23 protein-coding genes are annotated in these 22,640 nt (G+C 46.1%); 2 read left to right on the top strand and 21 right to left on the bottom strand.

The features are described 5' to 3' along the window. Positions 1–1,182: 1,182 nt before the first annotated feature. From AC0YN6_RS22220 to AC0YN6_RS22135, 18 genes are all read right to left on the bottom strand, one after another. Entirely contained in the window at positions 1,183–1,950 is a 768-nt protein-coding gene (locus AC0YN6_RS22220; RefSeq protein ID WP_475749552.1) for a class I SAM-dependent DNA methyltransferase, read from the bottom strand. Continuing rightward, positions 1,947–2,903 (bottom strand): CvfB family protein, encoded by a 957-nt coding sequence (locus tag AC0YN6_RS22215; RefSeq protein WP_475749551.1) that lies wholly within the window; start codon positions 2,901–2,903, stop codon positions 1,947–1,949. The genes AC0YN6_RS22220 and AC0YN6_RS22215 overlap by 4 nt, the downstream gene beginning before the upstream one ends. Then, a complete protein-coding gene (gene rsfS / locus AC0YN6_RS22210; RefSeq protein WP_475749550.1) occupies positions 2,900–3,247 on the bottom strand; it encodes a ribosome silencing factor in 348 nt (115 codons plus the stop codon). The genes AC0YN6_RS22215 and rsfS overlap by 4 nt, the downstream gene beginning before the upstream one ends. Before the next feature lie 21 nt (positions 3,248–3,268). Next, entirely contained in the window at positions 3,269–3,823 is a 555-nt protein-coding gene (gene yqeK, locus AC0YN6_RS22205; protein ID WP_475749549.1) for a bis(5'-nucleosyl)-tetraphosphatase (symmetrical) YqeK, read from the bottom strand. Continuing rightward, entirely contained in the window at positions 3,813–4,385 is a 573-nt protein-coding gene (nadD, locus tag AC0YN6_RS22200) for a nicotinate-nucleotide adenylyltransferase (protein ID WP_475749564.1), read from the bottom strand. The genes yqeK and nadD overlap by 11 nt, the downstream gene beginning before the upstream one ends. A 136-nt stretch (positions 4,386–4,521) precedes the next feature. After that, positions 4,522–4,827 carry a ribosome assembly RNA-binding protein YhbY gene (gene yhbY / locus AC0YN6_RS22195; RefSeq protein ID WP_475749547.1) on the bottom strand — a complete coding sequence of 102 codons (306 nt, stop codon included), beginning with the start codon at positions 4,825–4,827 and terminating at the stop codon, positions 4,522–4,524. Positions 4,828–4,890: 63 nt separating this feature from the next. Then, on the bottom strand, positions 4,891–5,751 hold the full coding sequence (aroE, locus tag AC0YN6_RS22190; protein ID WP_475749562.1) for a shikimate dehydrogenase: 861 nt from the start codon (positions 5,749–5,751) through the stop codon (positions 4,891–4,893). Between the two features lie 38 nt (positions 5,752–5,789). Continuing rightward, positions 5,790–6,914, bottom strand: a complete 1,125-nt coding sequence (gene yqeH, locus AC0YN6_RS22185; protein WP_475749545.1) for a ribosome biogenesis GTPase YqeH — start codon at positions 6,912–6,914, stop codon at positions 5,790–5,792. Continuing rightward, positions 6,914–7,438, bottom strand: coding sequence for a YqeG family HAD IIIA-type phosphatase (locus AC0YN6_RS22180; protein WP_475749543.1), 525 nt, complete (start codon positions 7,436–7,438; stop codon positions 6,914–6,916). Before AC0YN6_RS22180 ends, yqeH begins: the two co-directional genes overlap by 1 nt. 208 nt (positions 7,439–7,646) lie before the next feature. Further along, a complete protein-coding gene (locus tag AC0YN6_RS22175) occupies positions 7,647–9,902 on the bottom strand; it encodes a DUF4129 domain-containing transglutaminase family protein (RefSeq protein WP_475749541.1) in 2,256 nt (751 codons plus the stop codon). After that, positions 9,899–11,146 (bottom strand): DUF58 domain-containing protein, encoded by a 1,248-nt coding sequence (locus AC0YN6_RS22170; protein WP_475749539.1) that lies wholly within the window; start codon positions 11,144–11,146, stop codon positions 9,899–9,901. The genes AC0YN6_RS22175 and AC0YN6_RS22170 overlap by 4 nt, the downstream gene beginning before the upstream one ends. 4 nt (positions 11,147–11,150) lie before the next feature. After that, the gene (locus tag AC0YN6_RS22165) at positions 11,151–12,107 is read right to left on the bottom strand and encodes an AAA family ATPase (protein ID WP_475749538.1); all 957 of its coding nucleotides are present in this window, start codon (positions 12,105–12,107) and stop codon (positions 11,151–11,153) included. A 139-nt stretch (positions 12,108–12,246) separates the two neighbouring features. Further along, positions 12,247–12,597 (bottom strand): stage V sporulation protein AE, encoded by a 351-nt coding sequence (gene spoVAE / locus AC0YN6_RS22160; RefSeq protein WP_475749537.1) that lies wholly within the window; start codon positions 12,595–12,597, stop codon positions 12,247–12,249. Next, entirely contained in the window at positions 12,594–13,616 is a 1,023-nt protein-coding gene (gene spoVAD, locus AC0YN6_RS22155; RefSeq protein ID WP_475749536.1) for a stage V sporulation protein AD, read from the bottom strand. Before spoVAD ends, spoVAE begins: the two co-directional genes overlap by 4 nt. Before the next feature lies 1 nt (position 13,617). Beyond that, a complete protein-coding gene (gene spoVAC / locus AC0YN6_RS22150) occupies positions 13,618–14,070 on the bottom strand; it encodes a stage V sporulation protein AC (RefSeq protein ID WP_475749560.1) in 453 nt (150 codons plus the stop codon). A gap of 405 nt (positions 14,071–14,475) precedes the next feature. Then, on the bottom strand, positions 14,476–14,823 hold the full coding sequence (locus tag AC0YN6_RS22145; RefSeq protein ID WP_475749535.1) for a hypothetical protein: 348 nt from the start codon (positions 14,821–14,823) through the stop codon (positions 14,476–14,478). Positions 14,824–15,087: 264 nt separating this feature from the next. Then, positions 15,088–15,924, bottom strand: coding sequence for a sugar phosphate isomerase/epimerase family protein (locus AC0YN6_RS22140; protein ID WP_475749533.1), 837 nt, complete (start codon positions 15,922–15,924; stop codon positions 15,088–15,090). 34 nt (positions 15,925–15,958) lie between these two features. Next, positions 15,959–17,041: a Gfo/Idh/MocA family protein gene (locus tag AC0YN6_RS22135; protein ID WP_475749531.1), complete on the bottom strand. Its 1,083-nt coding sequence runs from the start codon at positions 17,039–17,041 to the stop codon at positions 15,959–15,961. A 159-nt stretch (positions 17,042–17,200) separates the two neighbouring features. Between AC0YN6_RS22135 and AC0YN6_RS22130 the strand changes: the two genes are divergently transcribed. After that, complete coding sequence (locus AC0YN6_RS22130; RefSeq protein ID WP_475749530.1) at positions 17,201–18,082, top strand: helix-turn-helix domain-containing protein; 882 nt, start codon at positions 17,201–17,203, stop codon at positions 18,080–18,082. Between the two features lie 255 nt (positions 18,083–18,337). On the opposite strand, the gene AC0YN6_RS22125 is transcribed toward AC0YN6_RS22130, so the two are convergent. From AC0YN6_RS22125 to AC0YN6_RS22115, 3 genes are read right to left on the bottom strand one after another with little or no spacing between them, the layout of a single operon-like run. Next, the gene (locus tag AC0YN6_RS22125) at positions 18,338–19,564 is read right to left on the bottom strand and encodes an MFS transporter (RefSeq protein WP_475749528.1); all 1,227 of its coding nucleotides are present in this window, start codon (positions 19,562–19,564) and stop codon (positions 18,338–18,340) included. A gap of 11 nt (positions 19,565–19,575) precedes the next feature. Continuing rightward, positions 19,576–20,562, bottom strand: coding sequence for a Gfo/Idh/MocA family protein (locus AC0YN6_RS22120; protein WP_475749527.1), 987 nt, complete (start codon positions 20,560–20,562; stop codon positions 19,576–19,578). Further along, the gene (locus tag AC0YN6_RS22115; protein ID WP_475749526.1) at positions 20,559–21,590 is read right to left on the bottom strand and encodes an alcohol dehydrogenase catalytic domain-containing protein; all 1,032 of its coding nucleotides are present in this window, start codon (positions 21,588–21,590) and stop codon (positions 20,559–20,561) included. The genes AC0YN6_RS22120 and AC0YN6_RS22115 overlap by 4 nt, the downstream gene beginning before the upstream one ends. 162 nt (positions 21,591–21,752) lie before the next feature. Between AC0YN6_RS22115 and AC0YN6_RS22110 the strand changes: the two genes are divergently transcribed. Further along, a complete protein-coding gene (locus AC0YN6_RS22110) occupies positions 21,753–22,625 on the top strand; it encodes a helix-turn-helix domain-containing protein (RefSeq protein WP_475749524.1) in 873 nt (290 codons plus the stop codon). The last annotated feature ends 15 nt before the right edge of the window (positions 22,626–22,640 follow it).

Raw genomic sequence — 22,640 nt, 5'->3', positions numbered from 1 at the left:
TCATACGCCGAACTCACTCTGTAAGCGCATATGTGTGCTTACAGACCACTAACCATGGTTACTTCTCCGCCGTAAGCGCATATGTGCTCTTACGGCGATCTTTCGAGCTCACTCATACGCCGATTCCACTCTGTAAGCACACATGGGTGCTTACGGACCACTAACCATGGTTACTTCCCCACCGTAAGCGCATATATGCTCTTACAGCAGACTTTCGAGCTCACTCATACGCCGAACTCACTCTGTAAGCGCATATGTGTGCTTACAGACCACTAACCATGATTACTTCCCCGCCGTAAGCGCATATGTGCTCTTACAGTGATCTTTCGAGCTTACTCATACGCCGATTCCACTCTGTAAGCGCGCATAGGTGCTTACAGACAACTAGCCCTAGTTACTTCTCCGCCGTAAGCGCATATGTGCTCTTACGGCGATCTTTCGAGCTCACTCATACGCCGAATTCACTCTGTAAGCATACATAGGTGCTTACAGACCACTAACCATGATTACATCCCCGCCGTAAGCACATATGTGCTCTTACGGCGATCTTTCGAGCTCACTCATACGCCGAACTCACTCTGTAAGCGCATATATGTGCTTACAGACCACTAACCATGGCTACTTCTCCGCCGTAAGCGCATATGTGCTCTTACGGCAGACTTTCGAGCTCACTCATACGCCGAACTCACTCTGTAAGCACGCATGGGAGCTTACAGAACACTAACCATGATTACTTCTCCGCCGTAAGCGCATATGTGCTCTTACAGCGCTCTTTCGAGCTCACTCATACGCCGATTCCACTCTGTAAGCACACATGGGTGCTTACGGACCACTAACCATGGTTACTTCCCCGCCGTAAGCGCATATATGCTCTTACAGCAGACTTTCGAGCTCACTCATACGCCGAACTCACTCTGTAAGCACGCATGAGTGCTTACAGAACACTAACCATGATTACTTCCCCGCCGTAAGCGCATATGTGCTCTTACAGTGATCTTTCGAGCTTACTCATACGCAGAATTCTCTCTGTAAGCACACATAGGTGCTTACAGACCACTAACCATGGTTACTTCTCCGCTGTAAGCGCATATGTGCACTTACAGCGAACGAACAACCAAATCAAAAAAGGTATCCCCTAAAGTCTCATTCGACTTTAGGGGACACCCTTCACAATGGAGAGTGTTATTTCACTGCTGCGAAGAACAAACGCTCTGACTCGCTATTTGCTGGTTGAAGCTCGAAGTCTGCATAACGGTCCACCGATTTAAAGCCCGCACGCCTAAGCGCAGATTCGATCCAGTCTGGATCATAAGCACGCTGCACATGTGATTCTTCAAACCGATAAAACTTTGAATCGCGATCACGCGAAAAAATGGTCAAGTTATGCTCGATCTCGCAGCGCTCTTCTTCGAAGTCGCATGTCCAAATATAAGCTACATCACGCTCATCAAGCACAAATGGCTGCTCCTCAGCGTAGCGAATAAGCTGCTTGGGAGGATGCATATCGAATAGAAAAGAACCGCCACTGCGCAATCCTGCGTACGTAGCACGAAAAGCCGCCTCAATATCGGCTTCCTCAGTCAAATAGTTTAGACAATCACAAAACGAAATGACCGCATCAACGGGCTCCTGAAGCTCCCATTCACGCATATCCTGCTGCAGCCACCGAATGGAGCCTGAGCGTGGTCTTGTAACACCCTGAGCCGTCTCATCCCACTTGCTGCGGGCGACGGTGAGCATATCCGATGACAAATCGATACCGTATACTTCGAATCCCGAACGTGCCAGCGGAATCGAAATGCTGCCCGTACCGCAGCCAAGATCTACGACAGTCGCAGGCATGCCATAGCGTGACCAGCCCGCTCTTGCGAAGCCTAGCCACTCTGCATAGGGCATATCTTCCATCAGCTGATCATAGACAGTAGCGAACTGTCCATATGAGCGTGTCATTGCCCGTCAGCTCCTTCAGCTCCGGAGCCCGTGACCTTCGCTTGCTCTGAAGCCTGATCCGCTGCTTCCTCAGTCGGTTCTGCCAAATACGTCCAGCTTCCCTTTTGAGTGACAAGTCTTTCTCGCATCAACTTACCTAGCGCGCGTTTGAAAGCGCCTTTGCTGATTCCGAATTTTTGTTTAATAATGTCGGCATCTGTCTGATCCGAGTAAGGCATACCGCCGCCTGGTCTTTCTTTAATGAAGGCGAGCAAACGATCGGCATCCTCTATACGTCCAACTTCCTTGCGCTGTGCCATCGAGAGGTTTGCTCTGCCGTCTTCACGAATAAACGTGATGCGAGCACTAACGCGCTCACCAAGCCGAAGCGGACGAATCCGCTCTGCGCTCGGAATAAGGCCGTAGACACCAAACCCTACAACACCGCCATCAATCATGACGAACGAGCCAAGCTGAAGCGTTTTTGTAACCCAGCCTTCAATCCACTGGTTATTCCAGCTTTCAGGTGCAGGGAATACGAGCTCCGACAGCTCTTCTTCAAATGCAATTTTCGCGACTAGTCTTCCGATCTTATCGTGCTTCATCACAACAAATACTTCATCGCCAGGAAGAGGTCTATATTCAATGCTCTCCGGCAGCTCCGAGAGAGGCAGCAGCAACTGTCTGCCTAATCCCATCTCTAGGAAACAGCCAAGTCTTGGATGAACATCCGCTACCTTCAAACGAGCAAGTTCTCCGAGCTGGAGAAGCGGCTTCTTCATCGTTGCGGCCAAACGGTCCTCGGAATCATAGAAAACAAATACTTCTACTGCATCGCCGATTTTCGGTTTAGAGCCAACGAGTTCGGTATAATGCATCAGCACATCCGATTCTTCATCGCTCAAAAAATACCCATAGGGCGACACCTCACGTGCCACCCTTAATGTTACAGTCGTACCGGCGACAAAACTCATGCGAACTCCACAACCTTCGCATCGGACCATAGCCGCTCAATGTTGTAATATTCACGCTCATCGCGATGGAATACGTGAACGATAACGTCGCCGAGATCGATTAGTACCCATCTAGCCGAATCCATACCTTCGATGCCGCGAATACGATTGCCGCTTTTCTCTGCTTGCTTGCGAATTTCTGTTGCAATAGCCTGTACTTGCGTATCCGAGTTACCGCTGCAAATGACGAAATAATCCGCTACTAAAGAAATCTCTTTTAAGTTTAAAGCTACAACCCGTACCGCTTTTTTGTCTTCTGCTGCTGCGACCGTGATTTGTAGCAATTCATCCGAATGTAACGCCATAGTTCAGCCTCCTGTTAGTTGTTATTCTAATAAACCATTCCGCGCTTCTATCGTTAACGGAAATATACGTTTTCCCTTTTCTAATAAGAAGGAAATTGTAGAATCAAAACCCGCCAGCAAAGCTTGATCCAAAAATTGCTCGCTAAGCGCTCGAATCTTGTCTACTCCTGGAAAATCACGCCCAGGCTCCATATAATCAGCGAGGCAAACAATTTTCTCAAGCTTCGACATATTCCGTCGTCCTGACGTATGATAACGAATGGCGTTCAATACTTCGGCGTCCGTTACGCCATATTCATGTTCAGCTATCCAGGCTCCAACAGGAGCATGCCATAGTTCCTTATCGAACAACAATAGCTCTTCAGGTAAACCTTGGTCACGAATGATCTCACTCATCCGTTCAATCTTCCAATATTTAGCGACGTCATGTAAAATAGCAGCCAGCTCAGCCCGCTCTGGATCTTCACCAAACCTGATGGCTAGTATGACAGCCGTTTCCATGACCCCCTGAGTGTGCAGCCATCTGCGCTCCGGCATTTCCGCTTTCACTTTTTCGATCATTTGCTCACGATTCATACAGATTGTACCTCCTCATGTAGCTATTTACCGAATCTGGAACTAAATATTGAACCGATTGCCCTGCATTTGCCATTCTTCTGATCACTGTTGATGATATCTCAATTAAAGGCATAGGAATCAAGTTAATTCGCTCTTGCAAAAAAATCGGAAGAGCATCGATATCAACTGGATTGCCGGGTCTTTCTAAACCAATAAATGATATTTGAGCAGCAAGCTGTTCAATTTGATACCACTGCGACAAGTCATTAATTCGGTCTGAACCTATAATGTAAGAAAAAGTGTCATTTGGATTAATTCTCTGCAGCTCTTTGATCGTATCAAAAGAATAGCTTACACCACCGCGCTTCAATTCAATATCCAATGCCCGAAAAGCTGAATTACTAGCAATGGCTTCGCAAACCATCTCGTAGCGACGTTGTCCGCTAACGCCTGGCTCATTCGCTTTGAGCGGGGGAGCGTAAGACGGAATGAACCATACCTCGTGCAAGTCACACTGCACACGTGCAGTTTCCGCAGCGATCATATGCCCGATATGGATGGGATCGAAGGTTCCGCCCATGATACCTATCCTACTCAAGATAAATGCCTCCCCGCATCACGCAAAATCGGTACGCTAGCAGCAGCTGTGTCTACAAATATGTCCTTTATGACAAAATGCCTCATTCGCCACCCAAGCTCCGATCAATATGGTTAATTTACTTGCGAGCTGCCATAGGGAGCTCGATTTGTTTGTTATCCTTAGATTCTTTGTACAATACAATTGTCTTACCAATGACTTGTACAAGCTCAGCACCGGATGCTGCCGCAACTTCAACACCGATTTCTTTAGGGTCGTCTAGACAATTGTTTAGAACAGAAACTTTTATGAGCTCGCGTGACTCGATAGCTTCCACGATATGTCGAACGAGGTGGTCATTACTTCCACCTTTTCCAACTTGAAAAATTGGTGTCAAATGGTGAGCAAGTGATCTTAAATAACGTTTTTGTTTTCCTGTAAGCATAATAAGTGTTCCTTCTTTCATCTCAATAATTCGTCTGTTTTGCTGCTATAAAAAAATAATGGGTCAGCTTTGCAATGAAGCAAGCACCGTTTCTCGCATTGCAGCTACAGGAGCTGCATGACCTGTCCAATATTCAAAGGCATATGCGCCCTGATAGATAAACATGCCAAGACCTCCGTGAATACGGCAACCGCGCTGCTCTGCCTGCTGCAAAAATGTTGTTTTCAACGGATTGTAAATTAAATCACTTGCAACCGCACCTGGCTTCAGCCAACTTGCATCAACCGGCGTTTCCTCTACATGCGGGAACATGCCTACCGACGTCGTGTTGATTACGATATCTGCCTGCTGACAAGCGCTTTGAAGCCCATCATTCGAAACCGCTTCTATTTCAACTTTGTTTTGGAACGAGTCCGCGAGCTCTTTTGCACGTTCGATGGAACGATTAGCAATTGTAATGCGAGCTGGATACTCGTTTGCTAGAGCATATACGATTCCTCTAGCTGCGCCGCCTGCGCCGATAACGACGATTCGTTTTCCCGCAAGCTCACGCTCCGCTTCTTCCTTCAATGAACGGACATAGCCAATTCCATCGGTGTTATATCCGATTAGACGACCTGCGTCATTGACAATCGTATTGACTGCGCCAATCGCTTGTGCGCTAGCATCGATCTCATCCAATACGGACATAATGTCCAGCTTATGGGGTATAGTGACATTGACACCGCGAATACCCATTGCACGTACACCTGCTGCAAAATCTCCGATACGATCACTCGTAACGTGAAAAGCTGTATATATACCGTTAATCCCCGTTTCTCGGAAGGCACGGTTCATCATGATTGGTGATTTCGAATGCCTTATCGGATCTCCGATTACTCCGAACAAGATGGTATTGCTGTCGATCTGGTTTCCTGCGCTCATACTCGTCACAGTGAATTCCCCTTCCAAGTACCTTGTGTTTAGATCATCGAGTCACGAAGCATGACCTTAACGCCCTTCGGCGCATAGATGTCGATAAGGGCTCCACCGGTGCCGTTCACTTGAATCCATCCAAGACCGGAAATAAACACGTCTTTATTCAAGCCGCGCTTCACACGAAGTGAATGTCTAGTCCAAGCTGGTATAGTTTCCAACTCCTCAAGTGATGGTCCCCCGAGCAATTCTCCACGGTGATCCGCATAAAGCTCATCCGCGCGTTCAAGCTTTGTACGATGCATATTGAGCGCGTTCGAAACATAGAACGTAAACGATTGGCGATCACCCTCGACAAAATCAAAACGAACGAGGCTGCCAATAAACAACGATTGACCTGAATTCAATTGATAAACAAGCGGTTTAATTGGCTTGTCCGGCAATAGAGAGCCTAAAAAGCTGCGCGGCACTACTTCGGTCATACGAGTTGTGTATACGATACCTGGTGTATCAATAATCGACTTACCGTCCTCAAGTGGAATATGAACAGCATCAAGTGTAGTTCCCGGATAACGTGATGTCGTCAGCTCACGTTCCATATCGCTGTAATCATTAATCAAACGATTAATCAAGGTCGACTTACCGACATTGGTCGCACCGACAACATAAACATCACGGCCGTTCCGATAATGCTCAAGTGCTTCAATTACACGCTCGAAGCCCATATTACGCTTCGCGCTGCACAAGACCACATCAACGGTACGCAATCCTTCTTCCTTCGCTTGCTTTTGCACCCAATTCCGCAGGCGATTAACGTTCATCGCTTTAGGAAGCAGATCAATTTTGTTAACGACGAGCAGCACTGGATTATTCCCGACAAAACGCTGCAAGCCAGAGATCAAGCTTCCTTCGAAATCGTACAAATCAACAATGTGTACAACGAGACTATCCGTATTTCCGATGCTGCCAAGCAGCTTCAAGAAGTCATCCTGATCAACCGCTACAGATGATGCTTCATTATAATTGCGAATCCGGAAGCATCGTTGGCAAATAACTGGCTCGCGCCCGATAGCCGCTTCTGGCAAATATCCCGGCAGTTCAGAGCTTTTGATCTGAAGCGCCACCCCGCAGCCCGCACATGATCCATATGCCTGACTAAGTTGTTGTTCCATTACTTTGTTTCCCCCTCATACCATAACCCTTTTTTCCTTAAACGCATTAATGCAAATCGTTCAATAAGACGATTCACTCGTGTCATTATTCCCTCATCTGCAGGAGCGATTGGTGTGACAAGAATAGTGTAAAGACCCATCCTATTGCCGCCGAGAACATCTGTCATCATCTGATCGCCGATGACAACGGAATGCTCTGCAGCTAAACCGAGTATGCTAAGCGCTCTCTTGAACGGCTTCCCAGCAGGCTTGCGCGCAGCATGAATATAAGGAATATTCAATGGTGCAGCAAACTTCCCAACGCGTGTTTCGTTGTTATTTGATACGATAACAACCTGAAAGCCCCGAGAACGTACGTAATCAAGCCACTGCACAAGCTCAGGCGTAGCTAACGCCTCCTTCGCACCGACGAGCGTATTATCCAAATCCGTAATGATGCCGCGAACTCCTCTTGCGTGCAGCTCATCTAAGTTAATTTCATATACTGTATTGACGCGCATATGCGGCAACAGCCGTTCAAACATAATGGATATCCCTCTGCTTTCTGCTTGCTATCTTACGAAACTATAACATACAAACCAAATTTGTTGCAAAAAAATACCGCTACCAATTTCTCTGGCAAGCGGTATTTGCTCCAAACTAATGATGTATACTTCACACATTTACATATACATTATCATTTCCACATGAGGATTGTAGAACCACTGGTAGCTGAATCTGATAACCATTACGTTATCTTAATTGATCGATTAGTGATTTTACTTTATTAACGAATCGATCAGCTTCTTCGGCTGTGGCTAGCACAGGACTGTATTTCGCCTGCTCGAACCCGTTCAATACTAATTTGAAATCATCACGCAGTCGTTTCTGACTTTGTGACCAGCGCAGCACCGCTTCGCGCATCGTCTCATGCTCCTCACGTTCCATACCGCGCTTCTTGCAAATACGAAGAAGTTTATGCGTTTCAAGAACCATTCGATCATTTGTTGTGTATGAGCCATGACGGAGCTTGCGCCAAAACATAATAAGCTTATCACGACGAAGAACAAGCCAAACACCAGCAACAACGATCATAAGTGAAAGTGAAACCCATGTCCACAGTTGAACGTTCAAAGAACTTTTTGAATCGTCAGCCCCAGCTGTATTGCTTTCAGCCATTTCGAAATCTGGTAATGCAGCAACCTCTTCTTCTGGAAGCGTATAAGGAAATGAGAAGCCAGCGGTTGCTTCGAACGGAACCCAGCCCGTTCCTTCGAAGTAAATCTCCACCCATGAATGGGCATCTGAATTTCGAACCGTATAAGTGCCTGATCCGATTGGATTAATATCCTCGCCGCCGAATTCCCCTGATGGACCGAAATTGCTAACAGGCAACGCCCCCGGAGAGAAACCTTTGACCCATCTAGCAGGAAGACCTAGACTCCGTGACATGACAGCCATTGTAGTAGAGAAATAATCACAATAACCTTCCTTGAGCTCGAACAAAAACTGATCAACGAAATCGCTTGTTGAACCTGTTAGCTTCGATTCATCTGGCAGATTATTGTAAGTGAAATTTAGTCTTAAATACGTCTCCAGCAATCTTGCTTTGTCATAGTCATTTGTTGCCGAAGCTGTTACCTGCTTAGCTAGTTCCTTTACCCGATCAGGCAAAGACTCCGGTAATTGCAAGTAATAAGCATTACGAGTGGCTGCTGCCTTATCCGACCAGCCAGCTTTGGAAGATCGAAGCAGTTCCTCGTCGAGTTCAGGTACTGAAGAGGTAACGGAATACGTCTCTGGGTATTTCCGATTTCTCATCGACCAGTTCAGCAGTCGAAGTTCGCCCGAACTAGGTTCCCATCTTAATCCTGTCGGTATTGCAACCTCATCACTCTCAATCCAATTCACCTTCGAGAGCGGTGCCGCTGCAAAAAGAACCGGATACACATCTTTTCGAATCATCGTAACAATTTGATTAATCTCAGTGCTTCCGGCTATGGGAGGCTCTTCTTGCGAAGTAAGCAGCTGACCCTTGGCTACGTTAGTAGTTGCTTCGGCAGCACCCCCAGCCTCTACATCAATCCACCCATCACCTGTGTAAAAGGCCTTTGATTCACCGCGCCAATAGCTTCTATGAGAGGTAGTAACCGTCATCATCGGCGAGTAATCGAATTCAAATCCGCCGCCGAGCTTTTTATCGCTTCTACTGTATCCAGAACTCGCGTTCCTTGTTTGACTAGGCGATATGGCATCCGTCCCTTTATCACCAAGAAATACTTGGACGCTCTCCCCCTTTGATTCCTTCCAGATCGTATACGGATCCTGCAGAATAGGAGATATTGACGGCATACTGAGCCCGACCACCATAAGTACCGAAAGAACGAGCGCTATTGGAAGTATTAATCGCAAAGGGTATTCAATTAGCTCTTTCCAGCTGTTCGGATGCTCACGCTCAAGCCGCGAAAAGTGGCTTCCGATCAACCATAGCAGCCCAATGAAAACAACCATCCCAACATCATCCCATAACCATATCGGTGTAAAGGAATCCGCAATGGTTAGTACCAAAATACTAACCCCAAAGAACCCAAACATGCGAATACGCGTTACCGTCCAAATACCGAACAGAACATGCAGCAGAAGCATCGCTCCGCTGATCCATATAAATGGATTCAACTGGACAGCATGCACTTGCAGCCACCAAATCCATTCTTGCCAGCGCTGCGGGCTTGCAATCAACCAATCCATTCTCGCTAATTGAAGCGTTATAAGAAATGCAGCCATAACTTGAAGCACACGCTTCAGGATCTTCCAGCGGAGAGGAAGCAGCACATCAATTGCAGCTGCGGCAAATAAGGTGTAATAAGCAATGGCATACGTTTCATCCCACCAGTAGCCTTCAAATATAGTAATCACATTCGCTAGAATAATAGCAACGAAAATAAATTTAAGCTTCTCAAACCAATCTGTCGCTAAATAATGACCAATCGATTTCATGATCTTTTTCACGCAATCCCACTCCCTTCTAATACAGTTGGGAGATCTTGCAGCTGACGGATTTCAAATAACGGCCATCCGCGTTCGCGCATCATATTTTTCCACGAAGTATTATGGCTTAGCCTATCAACCGAGGATGAAACATGAATCATGCAAGGCGTAATTCCTTTACGAGACAGCCATTCCATACTCCGAATTGCCTCTGCGCCAGCCTCAGGAGTAATAACGACAGCAAAGCTTCCCGGCTCAAGCACAGAATCTGCTTGCGTCAGTGAACCATATAGGGGACGAGATGCATCAGCGTCAACAAAGGTTAAATGCCTCATAACCAAATTCCGTTGATCAATGCCTGATTTTGGAGTTATGATCGTCAGCGTCTCGCCAATAGACACTAATCCCATTGCTGTATCGCTCTTGAGACCGTTCTCGAGCAGTGAAGCCGCAGTGGATACTGCTAATTCAAAGCGTGTCGCCAATTCTTTATTGTAGCTGCTCGGATTGCGATCGAGGATAACGACCGTACGCGGCAGCGATTCTCGTTCAAAAGCTTTCGATTTCCACTCGCCAGTCTTCGCTGTAGCATTCCAATGGACCCGGGATAAGCGATCGCCATACAAATATTCACGAACGCCATTAATTTGTGTCGTTTCCTTTGCTGAGCGAGATGCAATGGCATGGGAATAAGGTCCTCTGATCCCTCGTTGAATGCCATTCCAATGCCTAAGCGGAACTGTCTGAGGCAGCACGTTAAATACCGTTTCTGTGCCGAATTGCCCCGAATGCTCGAACAATCCGAATACATCGTAAGATAAACACTGCGTATGTGTAAAACGATACTCGCCGCGTTGCAGCGGAGGAGTTAGATAAGCGACGTGGCCGGACCGCTTCCAATTAGGCACGAAGGACGTCTCAAAGGCAAGCCTCTGACCATTATGACGGTGAAGCTGATCTCTGACGATGACATATGGAAGCGGATAAATACCTGGAATTTTCATCGTAAGACTTACTTCAAGCGAACTGCCTGCTGATATACTTTGATCGAGCGTGTTTGATCCGGGCATCGAATAGACTCTGCTGCCAGAAACTTTATTAATCCCACTCCAACGACCAAGCACTAAATAAATGATCAATAAGTTCAATATCATGAAAAGCATCATGGCGGTTTTGCCGCCTTGAAATAAAAAGTAAAACAGACTGGTCATATAAATCACTGCGACAAGCTGCCAACGCAGCTTAGAAGATTTGGCCGCTGTCATAAGATTAACGCTCTAGCCGAACCGGCACTTTCGTGGACTGAATCACCTGTTCGATGATATCCTCCGCTTTAAGCCCGTTCATTCTAGCTTCTGTACGCAGGAGCAGCCTATGCGAGAGAACATACGGAGCAAGCTCCTTAACATCATCAGGTGTTACGAATTGACGCTGCTGGATATATGCGCTCGCTTTCGCTGCTCTTGCAAGAGCAAGCGCTGCGCGGGGACTTGCGCCCAACATAACATTGGCATGCTCTCTCGTCCCTCTAATCAACGCAACTAAGTATTTGCCAACTGCGTCATCAATATGTACATTGAGCACTTGTTCCTGAATATGAATCATATCTGCAATATTTATCATTGGCTGAATACGGTCTGATGGATGTATTCCTTCATTAGAGAGTACCATGCGCTGCTCATCGATTTCACTTGGATAACCTAATGACAGCCTCATCATAAACCGGTCAAGCTGAGCTTCCGGAAGTGTATATGTTCCTTCAAATTCAATTGGGTTTTGTGTAGCTAGCAGCACGAATGGGCGGGGAAGCTCATAAGTATCACCATCTACAGTAACATGTCCTTCCTCCATCGCCTCAAGCAGCGCAGACTGTGTCTTCGTTGTTGCACGATTGATTTCATCCGCTAGTAATATATTAGCCATTATTGGACCAGGTCGAAATAAAAATGATTCTTGCTTTGGATGATAAATAGAAACTCCTGTTATATCAGTTGGCAATAAGTCAGGATTACATTGAATACGACGGAACTGACCGCCAATTGACTTTGCCAACGCTTTCACTAATTGTGTTTTGCCCGTGCCTGGCACGTCTTCAAGCAGAACATGTCCGCCCGCGATAACTGCAATAAGCAATCTTTGGATCTCTTCCTGTTTACCGAGGATACAAGATTCTAAGTTTCGTAGAATAGTAGAGCATAGTTGCATGTCTGCAGGACGAATATCCATTTCATAACCTCCCAATAAAATGCATTAGTTCATACTCAATACTACTATTTTACAGTAATTCCTTTCCTGTACACAAACTTTTCCTCCACAAAAAAAATTGGAAGATCCCACAGGACCCTCCAATTTAAGCCAAATTTAATTATCCTTTCGGCCTTACGACAAGCGCTGCTAGAAAGGAGAAAATAATAGCCGCAGATATACCGGCGCTGGTTACTTTAAAGATCCCCGATATGACGCCAATCCAGCCTTGAGAATGCAATTCGGTTAATGCACCATGAACGAGTGCATTACCAAAACTCGTTATCGGAACGGTTGCTCCCGCACCCGCAAACTTGACTAAAGGTTCGTATAAATCAAAACCGTCAACGATAGCCCCAACGACAACTAAAATTGACATGGTATGCGCCGGAGTCAACTTCAATACATCGAACATAAGCTGTCCGAGAACACAGATCCCTCCACCAACTAGAAATGCCCATAAAAAAATCATAACCTCTTGCTCCCTCCAGCGCTAATGGCAACAGCATGCGCAATACATGGAATACTCTCGCCTTGTTGGAACGAGAGAGGTGATAATAAAGCACCCGTTGCTACAACTAAAATTCTATTTAGTTCACCCTTCTTAATCCGTTTAAGCAAATGCCCGTACGTGACAACTGCCGAACACCCGCAGCCGCTGCCTCCCGCTTGTACCTTTTGCTTCTGAACGTCATATACCATAAGGCCGCAATCACCAAACACCGTATCGTTCATCGGTACGCCGTTTTTGAGCAGCAGCTCCTTTGCGATAGGATGCCCAACGCCAGCCAAATCACCCGTTACAATTAAGTCATAATCACGCGGGGATCGTCCGGTATCGTTAAAATGTGCTTGAATCGTATCTACGGCTGCTGGCGCCATTGCTGCCCCCATATTAAAAGGATCAGTAATTCCTAAATCAATAACCTTGCCGATTGTCGCACATTCTACGACCGGTCCATCACCTACAGAAGCGACAACGGCAGCACCCGCTCCTGTAACTGTATATTGTGCAGTCGGCGGCTTCTGTGACCCGTACTCCGTTGGATAACGAAATTGCTTCTCTGCTGTGCAGTTATGGCTGCAGGTACCTGCAAGAACATGATTAGCTGCACCTGAATTAACAAACAATGAAGCAAGTGCCAACGATTCCATCGAGGTTGAGCATGCACCAAATACTCCGATATACGGAACACCTAGTGACCGAGCAGCAAAGCTATTGCTAATAATCTGATTCATTAAGTCCCCGCCAATAAAAAACTGAAGCTCATCGCGTTCGATGCCCGCATTCTGAATCGCAAATTCTGATGCTTGCTCAAGTAACAGCCTTTCTGCTTTTTCCCAGCTTTTCTGCTGCATATCAAGCTCTGGGTGGACGAGATCAAAATCAGCTGCAAGCGGACCATCCCCCTCATCCGGACCGACCACGGTCGCTTCGCCAATAATAACCGGGCGTTTCTCAAACCACCATGATTGTTTCCCTCGCAGCATATTACTGACCCCCAGTTCCAAGAATGAGATGAGCGATACCTACGAAGAATGCTGCTACTGTACCGAAGACAATGACGGAACCAGCCAGCTTAAACATATTACCTCCTACACCGAGTACTAGCCCTTCGCTTCGATGCTCCAAAGCAGCGGAACACATGGAATTCGCAAACCCTGTTACGGGAACAGCAGAGCCGGCACCCGCCCACTGCGCGATTTTGTCATATACGCCCAAGCTTGTTAAAATTACCGATATCAAAATAAGCGTGGCAACTGTAGGATTACTTGCCGCTTCTTCGCTCATCCCCATCAAATGGACATACATCTCCTGTATGACTTGTCCAACCACACAAATAGCGCCGCCAAACAAAAATGCTTTCACACAATTTCCAAAAATAGAGCGAGGCGGCTCCATCGTTTTTGCGAAAGACTGATATTCTTTTGGTGACATGGACATTTTTTTGTAGTGACTTCGATTTTTATTTTTATTTTTGTTCGACACTTCGCCATCCTCCTTGTCCGCTACGGCTTTACTCTATGTATGAACACAAAGTTCCGTAACCGCTTTGCTTTCTTCTCATTCATTATTTGTAATACAAGGTAGCAATATTCCAACAAAAAAAAGGATTGCCCGACTAAACCTCTAGTCCGGAGCAATCCTTTTCTCAAAGAAATATGGCTAATAATAAAAGAACGAGCAAAACATACAATATGAGCACGAGTAAGCTCAACAGATGACGCTGCCGCTTCGTCGACACAAGCGCTGCTCCCCTCATACCGGGCTTTTATCTACAGCATATGCCAAACACCCAGCTTGGAAGCTTATCCAGCGCTATTTATCTAGGCAATGTTTCATTTCTAATTAGAGTGGAATTCGGTAAGACGAATGCTGTTCAACGACATGTTCCCCTTTATTGTAGAGCCATTTGAAAGCAAAGCTGTCACCTGAATAATTCGTTCTACTGCGAATATCCGGGAGAATAACCGTTTCGAAATGGTCCAAAATCGTTTGCTGGAGCGAGCCAAGACGATCCGCATTCGCCTCTGCCTGAGCCTCTGCTTCCTCATCTGATGGCGCTGTCTGTAAGAAATAAGCAAAAGCTGCCTCTCTATCGCTGATCAGTTCGGGCAAAGGATGCCCCGATCCCCGAAATATTTCTTTCACCGTATCGATCCAATCTCTATACAAGTTAATTTCAATATTATTCATCACTGTTATAAGCTCCTCTGCCGATGTTCATTGTTATTCTAAAGAATAAAGCTGCTTTACTCAAAATGCAACCATATAAAAACAGTTATTATTCATCATAACAGAATACAACTATTGAACAAATTTCACGAAAAATCATGTAAAATTAGCATTTTCCTTTTTCGCTTAGAGTAAAACAAAAAAAATCGCTGCAAGCACAACGATATGCTTACAGCGATGATTTAGATAATGAGCAAATATAAAAAAATTGAGGCCAACCTTTTTTTACAGACCAGCTGCGCCAAACACTTTATCAAACGCAGCTTTTGAGCGATGCGCCAGCTCTTCAGGCGATTGTGTAATCTCCTGTGATGATAAAATTTCTTGTGATACTGCTCCCTTGTAGCCAATTCGGTCAAGAGCTTGCAGGAAACCTACCAAATCAATCACACCTTCGCCTGGATAAAGACGACCGTTGTCGAGTGCATCCTCGACCGGAACGTCTGGCGCATCATTAATGTGTACGTGCACGATTTGATCCGCACGAAGCGCTTCAATATCAGCAATGGTTAAGTTGTTTGTGTACCAATGATAAGCATCGAACAACAATCCTACATTGCTCTCACCAATCGCCTCAATCCACTCCAGAGTTTCCTCTAATGTCCATATGAAAGGATTCTCCCAACGTGTACGTAAATGATGAGGTCCAACAAATTCAAGACCGAGACGAATGCCGTAAGCGCCGAGTATTTGTGCACATGTACGCAATCTGCGCGTCGCAAGCGCCATGAAGCGTGCTGCTTTCAAATCCGTTGAAGGCAAAATATAAGTGCAGCAGCTTGTACAGCCGAGAGCCGCAGCCGCAGCTGCTGATGAAGCCAGCTTCTCCAGTCCTTCAAGAAATGCCTCTTCTGTCGATCTCCATTCTACTGGAAGACCGATTGAACCAATGACCACACCATTGCTTGCAAGAAGCTCACGTGCTTTATCGACACCATGACGGTTAATCAATGATCCCGCATCCAAATCTACAGCTTGAAAACCATTTGCTCCTGCGAGCTTGATAAGCTGCTCATCACTTTCAATACGGCCAAGCCCTGCGCCGGTTAATCCTCTCAACATACAAATTCCTCCTCTTTCCTTCTATAGTAGATGATTATTTATTTAAATTCCAATCCAGCTTCACTTCGCTGCCTGTACGTGAGGATTCATAAATCGCATCGAGCACTAGATTGTTCGTGAAACCAGTCAATACAGAAGTAATCGGCTGTTTGCCCTCGCGGATACATTCTAAGAAATGACGGCTAAGTCTAGCGCGCTCGCCCTCATCATTTTCCGATTTACGCAAAATGCTTTCAAGCGGGCGATCAAACTTTTCTGTAAGCAGCTTGCCTTCCGCTCCGCGGTAGCTTGCTCCGCCCTCCGAACCCATGACATGAATAAACGGCGTATTGTCAGTATCCATATGCACAGCCCAGCTGACATCAAGAGAAAGTGTACTGCCGTCTTCCATTTTGATTAGCGCCATTGCCAAGTCCTCTACATCGTAAGTACCATCCCAATCGGGTGTGCCCCAAGTGCCAATCCCTTTGCGGTTTGGCCCAAACTCAGCATAAGTAGCTCCGTATACCGATACCGGCTTCGGATTACCCATTAAGTATAGCGCAAGATCGAGCATATGAACGCCGATATCAATCAGCGGGCCGCCGCCTGATTGGTCCATTTGTGTAAACCATGTACCCCAGCCGGGAATACCTTTACGGCGAAACCAGCCCGTTTTTGCCGAATAGATTTTGCCAAGCTCCCCGCGGTCAATTTGCTCCTTCATTTGCATCGCTATGGATTCCCAGCGCATTTGATGTGCTACCATAACTACACGATCTGCCGCCTCGCTTGCTTTCAAAATTTGACGAGCAGCCTCGCTGTTAATGCCCATCGGCTTCTCAAGCAGCACATGTTTACCAGCCGCAAGAGCTTGTACCGCAAGCGGAGCATGGAACTGGTTGGGTACACCAATGATGACTGCATCAATATCATCTCTCTGAATCAGCTCTTCATTGGAAGCAGCGACGTTTTCAATCCCGTGCTTCTTGGCTGCTGCCTCTGCTCGGTTCAAATCCAAATCCGTTATAGCCGTAATCACACACTCTTCACCAAGCTTGGAAAATTCGTTCGCGTGGACATTTCCGATATTTCCTGCACCAATAATACCTATTCTAATCTTATTTTCTGTAGTCAACGGAATTCCTCCTACGATTTTGAGTGAACCACGACCGAATTTATTAGCACATGTTTTTCGTAATACTTGATCTCTTCATTTATGTTAGAATAAACGGGATGAGAAATCGTGCTTGTTTTTCGATAAAAGTCTCAGTTTTTCGGAGGAATGCATTCATTCATGACCTATATACCTGATTATTTGAAAACGTATCCAAATATGAACACCTCTTCTCCCCTACATATTAGTTTAAATCGTCTTTATCATGGCTTCCGACCGCATCGTCATGATTTTTTGGAGTTCTCCTACGTCGTTGACGGAAGGGGCTCTGAATCCATCAACGATGCTAAGCATCAAATGCTTCCTGGCACCTTTACGTTCGTTCTACCTTACCAGGTGCATGAGATTTTTACGGAACCAGGCAGTACCTTAGTGCTTTATAATTGCATGTTCAGCATGGATTTGTTGATGGAGCCTGGGCAAGAGGAGGGCCTCATGAACCTCATTGATCATAATGTTTTGCCGCCATTCATTCAATTCAGCGGTGCTGATAACGAACGAATGAAGCATTTAATAGAAGATATGTTTCAAGAGTATAAAGGACAGGAGCCTTGGCGACGTACGATGCTGCAAGTGCGGCTAAAGGAAATATTAGCTACCTTTGATCGCTGCCGCCGAAATACGGCCCCTTCCGCTGTCGTTTCAAAGCTCACAACTAAGTCTAGTGCCTCTGTATGGCCGATCATTCAATATATTCATCGCCATTATCAGGACGAGCTTGCGCTATCCGACCTTGCGGGCCGCTTCTCACTTAGCAGCTCTCGCATCAGTGAAGTAATCAAACAAACGACTGGACAAACGTTCGTTCATTTTCTGCATGATTTACGCTTGCGGCATGCCTGCAGCCTGCTTGTCTCTACTGATATGAGCGTAGCGGAAATCGCCCTAGAGGTCGGGTATGGCTCATACAAAACATTTTCTCGTATTTTCCGCGAAACGAAAGGCGTCGTACCGAAAGATTATCGTAAAATGAAGCACAGTCAGGAGCAGCTCAGCAAGTAGCTGACTCTTTCAAGCAAACAAGGGCAGCCAGCAGTAGATGATTCTACCCACTCGGCAGCCCTTGCTTTGTTATGTGTTTAGTGAAGAATAGACAACACGATGAATAAGATGGCTAGTAATACATAAATGACAAGCGAAACAACCATTAAAGTCCGCTTACTCACAGCGCTACTCCCCTCCCAGCACCGATTAGGCTATACCCCATTATTGTATGTATGCAGGGATATCGTGGAAATTGTCCTACTGAGAAAATCGTCAGCCAGGCCCATCCTTACGATCCGATGGCAGCAGGATCGTCAGCATGCCAAGCAATGGCAAATAGGATGTGCAGCGAATGACAAATTCAATACCCATAGAATCTGCCAAATTACCAAGAATCGCTGAGCCAATCCCTCCCAAACCGAACGCCATTCCGAAGAACACACCCGATACGAGTCCTACCCGTCCAGGCAGCAATTCGTTCGCATAAACCAAAATGACAGAGAAAGCAGAAGCCAATATTAATCCAGCAAAAAAGATAAGTACAATTGAAAAAGTTAAATTCGCATAAGGAAGCAGTAAAGCAAAGGGAGCCGTGCCTAAGATCGAAAACCAAATTAAGCTGCGACGACTAAATTTGTCAGCCAACACGCCGCCGAGCAGTAAACCGATCACATTCGCAGCTAAAAAAACGAACAACACGATTTGAGCGTGACTTACCGTAAGTCCAAAATGCTCGATCGCATAAAAGGAATAATAGCTGCTGATTGCAGCAATATAGACGTTTTTGGAAAACACGAGCACCATCAAAATCGTTAATGCAAAGATGACTTTACCTGTAGACAAATTCATTTTGGAAACAGGCTTAGCCGCTTGCTTGGCACCTCGATTTGGCACTAGTGCGAGCTGCTTCCCATACCACTTAGCTACATTAAACTGAATGATAATTCCGATTGAAACGATTAATGCGAACCATATAACACCGCGTTGGCCCGTATGTACAAATAATACAGCCGTCATAATCGGAGCAAGCGATTGTCCGATATTTCCTCCGAATTGAAAAATAGACTGCCCCGTTCCTTTTTTCACCCCAGATGCCAAATAGGATACGCGCGCTGACGCGGGATGAAAGACCGCAGAACCAATCCCAATCAGCATTACAGCTGCCATCACCATCCAGAACTGTGTTGCGTAGGACAGAGCAGCAACGCCTCCCATCGTGAACAACATGCCGATCGGCAGCAGCATCGGCTTCGGATGTGAATCTGACAAAATACCGATGATTGGCTGCAGCATTGCTGCTGTTAAATTAATCATCAATGAGATCAATCCGATTTGTGCGAAGGTGAGTGAAAGAGAATCTTTCAAAATAGGAAATAATGCCGGTACGACGGATTGGATCGTATCATTAATCAAATGGACGAAACTGATGGCAAACAATAGCGGATATATCGTTTGTAAAGCGGTTGGCGATGTTGCCACGGAAGCTTGTGTGCTAGACATACTGGTTTCTCCTACTCCGTCTGAATTCGATGCCCCGTCTCGAACGATTCAATCGCTGAATGGGCAAGCTGAAGCGCTCTTCTGCCCGCAGCCGCGTGAATGGGAGGAGCTTCACCCGCACGAAATGCACGGAGCAAATGATCGAAGTGCTTATCGAACGTCCGATGAAATTCCCGCTCCGTGTCATTGAAATAACCTGCCTGCCAGACTTCTGCTGTCTCATTCCCTGACTCTTGGAATGTGAATCGTTTTACAGTATCCTCAATGGTCACTCTGCCCTTTAAGCCATTCAGCTCCATGGCATGCGTTTGAGCGTATGCATAGGAAGAGTCATAAGAGCCAAGCAGCGTTCCTACAGCACCGGATTGGAATTGCAAAGATAATGCCATCGTAGAGAATCCTTTGCCGGCTTTATCTGTCATTTGCGCCATAATCGATGTAATAGGACCGCATAAATGCTCTAGCATATCAAATCCATGACATTGCGTTTCAATGAGGTTGCTATGCGGATGATCACTCGTGCCTTCACCGCCAAACCGCCAAGAAGCGAATACTAAATCTCCTAATCTACCTGCTTCAATCGCTTCCTTAGCCTTCTGTACTGCTGCCGCGTAACGATGGTTAAAGTTGATTGCAAAAAACAGGTCTCGTTTCGCCGCTTCCGCAAGTAAAAGATCCGCTTCCTTGAGATCGAATACGAGCGGCTTCTCCACCAATAACGGCACACCCGCTTGAATAACCTGCAAAGTTGCATCAAAATGTCCTTGATTCGGCAAACATAAGCTAACCAAATCTGGTTTTTCCTTCTCCAGCATCTCTGCTATATCCGTGTATGCTTTCGTACCAAACTCTTCCGCTCTTGCACTGGTCCTGCCCGCATTACGTCCAACAACAGCGCAAAAATCAACATCTTTACGCGCATTGAAAATACGTGCATGGTGATAACCCCAGCCTCCAGCTCCGACTAACGCTATCTTTGCTCGCTCCTCACTGCTCATTGCTCAATTACCACCTTTCCCGTATCGCCTTTGAAAAACAGCTCAAATGCTTCTTGCATGGACTGTGGTCCAAAACGATGCGTGATGATTTGACTTAGATAAGGCAAATTCTCGGACAGCAAACGATGATTATCAGCCAACTCTCCAAACGGGAAATATTCGCTGCCAAGAACGGCTCTCTCGGTTGCGATCAAATCGGAGGATACTTGCAAATTCAGCTCTTGACCATGTCCAATACATACGAGTACACCGCGGTGGTTTAGGGATTGCAAAGCCGTTTGACGAGCTGTCGTTTTGCCGCTCGTATCAAACGCTGCATCAACTCCATTTAAACCTGCTGACGTCAATACGGCTTCCAACGATGTTTGTCCCAAATTGATCGGAACAGCCCCCATATTCTCTGCCAGCTCTAAACGATACGGTGTGAAATCCATAATAAATACGGGCAGCTCTTTGCCTAGAAGCAGCTTCGCCATGGCTAATACAGCTAGTCCGATTGGACCCGCTCCTGCGATGACAATCGATTCAATATCGCCATGTACAAGCTTTGCTCTACGAATTGCATGACCGCCGGTTCCCATAATATCAAGCAATATCGTTGCTTCAGTCAACGGGATCTCCGGAGCAATCTTGAAAAATACATTTTCATTCACGACCATATAAGGGCCGTAACCCCCATCATGTGAAAACCCGTAATCTGCCCGTTTGCTTAGACATTGATTTGTATATCCTCTCTTGCAGCTGCGGCAATGCCCGCAAAAATCCATTAGAAAAACGACGCCGGGCGTACCTGCTTCCGTTGTTGTATCCGCACCTGCTGCCACGACGATACCCGCTGCCTCATGACCGGGCGTAATTGCACACCCATCGTAAAACTGTCCACGCTCCGATCCGCATAAAGCGTTTGCTTTCACTTGAAGCAGCAGCTGGCCAGGACCTGGAGTCGGAACCTGCTTCTCCCTGTAGCTAATCTTTCCATCCCCCAAAAACGTCGGTATGCTCATCACATTTGGAATCGTTATGCTCATCTTCTCGTCCCCCATATTCATGTCATTATCCTTGGCTAATCATATTACTAACCTTTATAATAAAGCTAAAAATAAGGGGAATCATGTACAAAACATCGAAATTACTTGTCAAAAACAATGATCTTGGTATAATGCACAATAACGCTTTGGAGGTGATGAAGGTTGAATCAACAACAGCATAGTTGGAGTGAGCACCCGGTCGTGCCATTTATACGGCTTTGTTACCGCTTTAAAGAAACCTCCTTTTTTCAAGGAGAACGTCGACTTCTCGATTATTTATTTTTATTTTTGGAGGAGGGGCGTTATTTAATTACCGTGGAGGGCGCTGAATATGAGCTGCTGCCCGGCGATTTTGCGCTCATTCAGCCCGGTATGCTGTTTACTACAAGAGGTTATGGAAGCTGCGTTGTACCCAATACCCATCTTGATTTCTTTTATAATCCGAACCGAGAACAGAGCTTTGTAACTACGCCGGGACAAACGAATCTTGAGCCCTACTTTGAACTGCTGCAGCCGCGGCTAAACGACTTTCCGAACCTTCAGCTTCCCATTAAACTAAAGCCGCTTCAACCAGAGAAATTCAAAGAGCTGTTGTACCAAATGATCGAGCATTTTAAAAACAACGACATTCAAAACGTCCTCCATACACAAAAGCTAGCGATGGAGCTGCTGCTTCTGCTCATTGGCGACTTTGAAACGACAGGCTCCTTGGCTTTCGAGGATCAACAATTCGTTACGAAGATGAAGGCTTTCATCTCCTTCCATCTCTCCGGCACCATCTCAGTAGAATCCATGGCGAGGCATGCCGGCTATTCCGAATCCCATTTCAACGTTGTATTTCATCAATACTTTGGTGTAACACCACATCAATATTTGCTTCATCTGCGGTTAGAGAAGGCCAGTGAACTACTCGCTTCATCTGAGCTCAAGCTCGATTTAATCGCGGAATATTGCGGATTTGCGAATGCTTCCCATTTCTCGAAAGCATTCAAGAAACGTTATGGTCATTCACCAAGACAATTCAGAAACGCTTAGTAAGTTAGTATCTGA

The sequence above is a fragment of the Paenibacillus sp. J22P15 genome, from assembly GCF_056269345.1.
This window is presented reverse-complemented; position numbering and strand designations above follow the sequence as displayed.